We start from the raw sequence: 6,785 nt of genomic DNA, 5'->3' as shown, positions 1-6,785 counted from the left end.
GAAGCGTGCCTTTGGCAAAAACTTTTTTGTGCGGCAAAAAAGTTGATAATTCTATATAATGTACATCAGTTGACAAAATGAAATCGTTCCAGTATATACTAAAAATTCTTAAGTTTGACAATATTTTTACTGTTTTCATTGTACGGCTGACTAAGGCATATACAGAATCAAATAAAAATACAACTAAAGCAGCAGCAAAAGATAAAGTAAAAATGATAAAAAATAAATGACAGTAATAAAAAAGCAGGACTTTACTATACTAAGCCCTGCTTTAATTTATGCAAACTTTTACTATTATCTTAAATTATCTTATATAATACATGTCTTTAGGTATATAATCATCTATAACAGTTGTTTCTTTCAAATTTCTTTTAGACTGCATAGACATAATATTATATGTAGCAGCTCCAATATTTTGATCATCAACCAATACAGTCCTTTTTTCTGCTCTCTCCAAATCTATATTAGAGGTTCTAATCTGGTCAAAATATTCGCTTGCCAAAACAAAATGTTTAAATGCCTCTTGTTCATTTAATACAGTATTTGTAACAGCCGCGTTATAAGCATAAGAAACACCTATATTGTTATAAAGGCTAGCCAAATAACTTATAAGTATAAAATCCCTCTCTGTACGCATTTCTAATCTTCCTAAACTATTTCGTTTAGCTAGTACCTGACTTAAAGCATTTCTATAAAAACCATTAGCCAAATTAGCTCTATCCAAATGTAAAAGAGAATTACCTAATGCATAAGATACTACACTATTGCTAGGATTTTTCTGGAATAATGCATTAAATCCTTCAAAAGCACTGTCATATTCTCCATCTGAATAATATATCCAAGATAAGTTATAAAGCAGCTGATCACTTCTAAGATTCGGAGCTAAATTATCATAAGCCATTTGATAATACTGTTTGGCTTTAGCATAATCTTTATCTTTATAGAAGTAAACATTACCCAAATTATAATTAGCGTCTGGATATACTTCATTAATAGCAAGTGCCTCATTAAAGTTTCTTACAGCATTTCCGTATTCTCCCAAATTATAATATATCTGACCTAACATATTATAAACATACTCTTTGCCCTTATTAAAAGGATTAGATTCATACAAAGGTAATGCTGCTGTATTAAGCAATTCCATAGCTCTGTCATAATGTTTTAATCTAGTTTCATAATCTGCATATCCAACTATAGATTCCAAATTATTAGGATAAGCAGTTAAAAGTTTTTCAAACAATACTCTTGAACCATAGAAATCATCTTTATCAAGCAAATACTGTGCCAATTTAGGATAAACTTCATCGTCTATATATCCTGGTTTTAATAACTCTATATGATCCTGCAAAGCTTTTACATGCTCATAATTATCCTGATATATCTTTATAAGCATAGCTCTCTTTCTAGGTACAACACCGTCTCCAAAGAAAGTAACCATATCAATATAATTAGTATAAGCTATATCATAATACTGAGGTTCTAACATATTTCTTGCTCTGCTTATCATAAGAAGACCGCGTTCATCGTATATAGTTTCTTTTTCTTTCTTCTTACCTGTATAAGCAAGCATATCTTCATATAATTGTTCGCCCAATACATAATCTTCTTCTGATAATTCTTTCTCGCCTTTCTTTCTATAATAGTATCCGAATGTTATTCTAGTTTCAAAATCTCTAGGCTTAATATTTAAAGCACCCTGTATTTTACTGAAAGCATTATTAAAAGTTTCTCTGTCAATATAGGCTCTAGCATATTTATTATACCATTTTATTTGTTTAGGCTTAAGTCTCTCACCCTCAGCAAAATTACGTTCTGCCTCATCATAAGCTCCGTTTGATATACTTACAAGTCCCTGTTTATAATATTTATTTGCCATTACTGGTTTATAAATAAATTGGAAAGAAAGTATTACCAAAGCAACAAAAAGTACTAAGAATACTGCTGCAACTCTTATTATTCTTCCATAATCTTTTAATGAATTTGGTATAGGGATAAGGTCTATTACATTTTTTCTGCCCTCTTCTTTTATTCCCAAACCTAATTCTTTATTTAAAAGCTCTGTAATATTTTCGCTGGATTCGCCTCGCTCTAAAGCATTCAGCAAGGTTTCCATTGAATCTTTATCTATTTTCTCATTAAGTATAGTATCCAAAACATGGTATTGTGTAAGAGGAGAAAGATTTTTAATAGTATTTAAAACTTTATCCTTATCTATATCCTTATCAACATCATCATATTTTGAAGCAGGCAAATTATCAGCAGTTTCAGGAGCTGGAAGAGATGTTCCTCCTTCAACTATAGTAGAAACAGCATTATTTGAAGGCTCTTCTTTATCTAAATTATCTATATCCAAATCTAAATCATCATCTGCATGATCCTTAGATTCCTCTTCTTTTTCGTCATCTTCTGATTTACTTTCTGCTGGTTTTTCTTCCTCGGCATCGTCATCTTCTGATTTACTTTCTGCTGGTTTTTCTTCCTCGGCATCATCTAATGATAAATTATCCAAATCTAAATCATCATCTGCACTATCTTTAGATTCCTCTTCTTTTTCATCATCTTCTGATTTACTTTCTGCTGGTTTTTCTTCCTCAGAATCATCTAATGATAAATTATCCAAATCTAAATCATCATCTGCACTATCTTTAGATTCTTCTTCTTTTTCATCATCTTCTGATTTACTTTCTGCCGGTTTTTCTTCCTCAGCATCATCTAATGATAAATTATCTAAATCATCATCTGCACTATCTTTAGATTCCTCTTCTTTTTCATCATCTCCTGATTTACTTTCTGCTGGTTTTTCTTCCTCAGAATCATCTAAATTATCATCATCATCTAGGATGTTCTCTAAATTATCAAGTTCATCTAAATTGTCATCATCTTCCAATATATCATCTAAACTATCAGATATATCATCAATACCCAAATCATTTTCTTTATCATCATTTTCTAATGAATCATCAATAGAATTATCTTGATAATCATCATCTACATTAGGTAATGTATCAGGTAAAGGAAGCTCATCATTTAATACAGGTAATTTATCAGCTTTTATATCATTTTTTACGGAATCTGCTTCATTAATATCTTTTGCAATTTTATCTTCCAATTCTTTATCTTCAGGCAAACCTAAATCATCATCAGTTAGTAACGCATTATCATCTAAATCTTCTGGCAAACCTAAAGGCAAACCTAAATCATCATCAGTTAGTAACGCATTATCATCTAAATCTTCTGGCAAACCTAAATCATCATCAGTTAGTAACGCATTATCATCTAAATCCTCTGGCAAACCTAAATCGTCATCAGTTGGTAATGCATTATCATCTAAATCTTCTGGCAAACCTAAATCATCATCATCTGCTAATGTATTATCGTCTAAATCTTCTGGCAAACCTAAATCATCATCTGTTGGTAATGCATTATCATCTAAATCTTCTGGTAAGTCTAAATTATCTGTATCAGCTGACAATTTCTCATCATTTTCTGGTAAGTCCAAATTATCAACATCAGCTGATAATTTCTCATCGCTTTCTGGTAAGTCTAAATTATCAACATCGGCTGACAATTTCTCATCATTTTCTGGTAAGTCTAAATTATCAACATCGGCTGACAATTTCTCATCATTTTCTGGTAAGTCTAAATTATCAACATCGGCTGATAATTTCTCATCATTTTCTGGTAAGTCCAAATTATCAACATCGGCTGACAATTTCTCATCACTTTCTGGCAAGTCCAAATTATCAACATCGGCTGACAATTTCTCATCACTTTCTGGTAAGTCTAAATTATCTGTATCAGTTGATAATTTATCATCATTTTCTGGTAAGTCCAAATTATCTGTATCGGTTGATAATTTTTCATTTTCTGAATTACCCAAATCCTCAGGCAGACCTAGATCATCTTCTTTATTTGATGACTTATCCTTATCTTTAGGCTTATCATACAAATCTAAATATTCTAAAGCCCCCAAATCATTCAAGGAGTCATCACCACCGTATAAATCCTCAGGTAAATCTAAATCATCAGAAGACTTATTATCCTCCGGTACCATCTCATCATCAGGCAAATCCAAACTATCTAAATCATCAATAGAAGGCAGACCATTATCCTCTGCCGGCATAGAACTTGCCATATGTTCATCTGTAAAGACTGACTTAAAACGGTCATAGTCATCTTGTGATATTTCTTTTGGTAATGCTTTATTTCCTATTAAAAAAGCAATACTTCCTAGTCTTTCTAAATCTTCTATTTTAGGCATATTCAATCATCTAATGTAAATTTTTTAGTTAACATATTAATTATATTAAACCTATAACAATATGTCAACTAAATTATCGGATAATAATAAAATCACAATAGCATATTATTTAGAAGAAATTTCTATCTGTTTTTTTAATTTATCAATTTTTTCGTTATTTCTCCTAGCCTCTTCAGCATTGATAACCATTTGTTTTGATAATTTATTTATTTCTTCATTTAGAAGTGCTGTATCTATATCCTTAGGATACAAAGCATGCTCTACCAATATACCAACAACATTATTAGTAACTTCAGCTATACCGTCTTCTACATACATATTGATAAGTTTATTTTCTTCATTATATACTCTAAGCTCTCCATAACCTATACGTACAATATATGGACAATGATCTAAATATATAGAAACATATCCGTTACTTGAAGGTATTTCTACATGATCTATACGTATAGATCTCAATATTGGAGCATTTCTAGTGATTACCGAACAAGTTAATGCCTTTTTATTTTTTTTAGTAGTAACTGCCATATTCAAACTCGCAAAATTAAATTATATTCTTATATTTTAAAATAAAAATAATAAATATCAATGATAATATAAACAAAATAAGCAATATTATTGAAACCAAAAATAAAAAACGTACAACTATTTTTAATGAATTAATCTCTGAATAAACAGCCTGAAATTCTTTTCCTACCTTAGCCTCTATTTTTTCAGTTATCTCTTTTTCACGTTCATCTATTTTATCATACAATTTTTTAGCCTTATTCTCCATAGCTGTATTTTTTACTATATCGCCTACCATATTAGCTGAAGAAAGAACTGTTAATACAACATTAAGCCAATTCATAATTCCCCCCTGATAATAAAATTACTTGCCTTTAGACATTATTTCATATAGATAATCATCTGGTTTTACTATCTCTCCTCTCCTATTTACAAATGGATGAAGAGTATAGCCTGTACTATATAGTATATTTTCATTTTCTTTGCTTCTTATTTCATATTTTAATTTTAATGATACATTTTTTAGTTTTTCTACGCTTGTATAAACAACTATAACATCATCGTATTTTATGGAAACCTTATAATCTACAAATGCCTCTTTTACTGGAAGCATTATATTATATTTTTCTTCCATATCTCTATATGAAATACCAAGCTCGCGTAAAAGTTCTGTTCTTCCTATTTCAAAATATCTTAGATAATTAGAATGATAAACTACTCCCATTTGATCAGTATCAGCATATATTACTCTTATTTCCGTTTTATTAACATGAGCCATAAAATAACTCCTAATAATTGATAAATATTGCCTAATATTATAACATATAATAACTTATATACAAATTTATATCTTGTAAATATACTCAAATTATTAAAATTAAAACAAATACAACACATATGATAGACTTGTTTCAAAACTAAATTTATTAATATTTATAAATTTTTATTTAATATTTTTAAATTATAGTTGGGGCTTTGCCCATCGCTCTGCGTGCTTCGCAAAACCCCAGTTCTTTTATTGGTATAAAAGAACCAAAAAAACTGCATTTTGTAGTTTAAATACATAATTTATACAACATGTAAAACATTTAATTAAGCAATAATCAATATTATTTAATTTAACATAAAATAGTAAACTTGTGAAATTGTTTGTCAAGTAGTTTTGAAACAAGTCTATTATAATTTTTATAATATAAAAATAATGCTTTTTTGTTGATATTATATTAATTTTGTATATAATTTATTATTATGAAAAATGGAAAAGTAATATTTCCGGGTACTTTTGACCCTTTCACATTAGGACACCTTGATGTTCTTTATAGACTTGCTGATATATTTGAAAAAGTTTATATATCTGTAGCTGTTAATTTAGAGAAATCCCCTACTTTTACTACAGAAGAAAGAATAAATATGATAAAAAAAGTAGTAGGAAAAAACGACACTATAGAAATAGTATCAATATCTGGACTTGTTACAGAATATATGAAACAAAATGATATAAGAGTATTAGCAAGAGGAATAAGAGACAGCGAAGATTTATATTATGAATTAAAAATGTCAAGAATGAATAAGCTGTTATATCCAGAAATGGATACTATATTTTTACATACATCTGAAAATTATGCTTATATAAGTTCTTCTTTAATAAAAGAAATACTAAAATTTAACGGATCTATTGAGGGATTAGTACCTGAAATTTTAGTTGAAGATATAAAAACTAAATTCATAAAATAAGAATGTATTTAATTATCGAAAAGATAATCGGTGAATATATAAAAATATAATGAAAAGTTAAACTTTATCAAAAAGTAAAATTACTTACGAATTTTATGTATATAATAATTTAATCATACAAAATTAATATCAAGTTTAAAATAATAACAAAATATTTATTTAATGCTTTTTTATTATTAGTATAATACTATATATTTTAATTATTTTTTAAGCCAACCCATGCTAAGCAACTAACATAGATTGACTTTCTATTGTTTTAATATATAATATGTAGCTATATATT

5 protein-coding genes are annotated in these 6,785 nt (G+C 28.4%); 1 reads left to right on the top strand and 4 read right to left on the bottom strand.

Translation table 11 applies throughout. The features are described 5' to 3' along the window. Nucleotides 1-304: 304 nt before the first annotated feature. The 4 genes from Q1X91_RS15140 to Q1X91_RS15125 all read right to left on the bottom strand — a co-directional run bounded on the left by Q1X91_RS15140 (nt 305) and on the right by Q1X91_RS15125 (nt 5,546). The gene (locus tag Q1X91_RS15140; RefSeq protein WP_300759377.1) at nt 305-4,261 is read right to left on the bottom strand and encodes a tetratricopeptide repeat protein; all 3,957 of its coding nucleotides are present in this window, start codon (nt 4,259-4,261) and stop codon (nt 305-307) included. A gap of 105 nt (nt 4,262-4,366) precedes the next feature. Then, on the bottom strand, nt 4,367-4,789 hold the full coding sequence (locus Q1X91_RS15135; protein ID WP_300759375.1) for a F0F1 ATP synthase subunit epsilon: 423 nt from the start codon (nt 4,787-4,789) through the stop codon (nt 4,367-4,369). A 16-nt stretch (nt 4,790-4,805) separates the two neighbouring features. Further along, nucleotides 4,806-5,111: a hypothetical protein gene (locus Q1X91_RS15130; RefSeq protein WP_300759373.1), complete on the bottom strand. Its 306-nt coding sequence runs from the start codon at nt 5,109-5,111 to the stop codon at nt 4,806-4,808. Nucleotides 5,112-5,132: 21 nt separating this feature from the next. Beyond that, entirely contained in the window at nt 5,133-5,546 is a 414-nt protein-coding gene (locus Q1X91_RS15125) for a thioesterase family protein (RefSeq protein ID WP_300759370.1), read from the bottom strand. Between the two features lie 470 nt (nt 5,547-6,016). On the opposite strand from Q1X91_RS15125, the gene coaD reads away from it, so the two are divergent. Continuing rightward, a complete protein-coding gene (coaD, locus tag Q1X91_RS15120) occupies nt 6,017-6,502 on the top strand; it encodes a pantetheine-phosphate adenylyltransferase (protein WP_300759368.1) in 486 nt (161 codons plus the stop codon). Nucleotides 6,503-6,785: the final 283 nt, after the last annotated feature.

Origin of the sequence: uncultured Brachyspira sp., from assembly GCF_949287625.1 — a bacterium.
In the GTDB taxonomy this organism is placed as follows: domain Bacteria; phylum Spirochaetota; class Brachyspiria; order Brachyspirales; family Brachyspiraceae; genus Brachyspira.
The sequence above is the reverse complement of the archived record's forward strand: the minus strand, read 5'-3'. Positions and strand labels throughout refer to the sequence as shown.

What these genes read in the sequence shown, in the direction of transcription:
- Q1X91_RS15140 (WP_300759377.1), bottom strand. Translation starts at nt 4,261, where the DNA reads ATGCCTAAAATAGAAGATTTAGAAAGACTAGGAAGTATTGCTTTTTTA.
- Q1X91_RS15135 (WP_300759375.1), bottom strand. Translation starts at nt 4,789, where the DNA reads ATGGCAGTTACTACTAAAAAAAATAAAAAGGCATTAACTTGTTCGGTA.
- Q1X91_RS15130 (WP_300759373.1), bottom strand. Translation starts at nt 5,111, where the DNA reads ATGAATTGGCTTAATGTTGTATTAACAGTTCTTTCTTCAGCTAATATG.
- Q1X91_RS15125 (WP_300759370.1), bottom strand. Translation starts at nt 5,546, where the DNA reads ATGGCTCATGTTAATAAAACGGAAATAAGAGTAATATATGCTGATACT.
- coaD (WP_300759368.1), top strand. Translation starts at nt 6,017, where the DNA reads ATGAAAAATGGAAAAGTAATATTTCCGGGTACTTTTGACCCTTTCACA.